Origin of the sequence: Pseudomonas sp. BP01 (assembly GCF_022760795.1) — a bacterium.
Lineage (GTDB): Bacteria > Pseudomonadota > Gammaproteobacteria > Pseudomonadales > Pseudomonadaceae > Aquipseudomonas > Aquipseudomonas putida_Q.
The window spans coordinates 1-255 of record NZ_JAFBKA010000132.1; the positions used below are offsets into that span (position 1 = coordinate 1).

General features: G+C 51.8%; 1 rRNA gene. It reads right to left on the bottom strand.

What is annotated here, in order from left to right:
* Positions 1 to 254, bottom strand: a 23S ribosomal RNA gene (locus JOY50_RS28805); the annotation flags it as partial.
* Position 255 lies beyond the last annotated feature (1 nt).

The window sequence follows — 255 nt, forward strand, 5'->3', positions numbered from 1 at the left end:
CTGGTCCCCGTTCGCTCGCCACTACTAAGGGAATCTCGGTTGATTTCTTTTCCTCAGGGTACTTAGATGTTTCAGTTCCCCTGGTTCGCCTCTTGCACCTATGTATTCAGTACAAGATAACCAGCTTATGCTGGCTGGGTTCCCCCATTCAGAGATCTCTGGATCACAGTCTGTTTGCCGACTCCCCAAAGCTTTTCGCAGGCTACCACGTCTTTCATCGCCTCTGACTGCCAAGGCATCCACCGTATGCGCTTC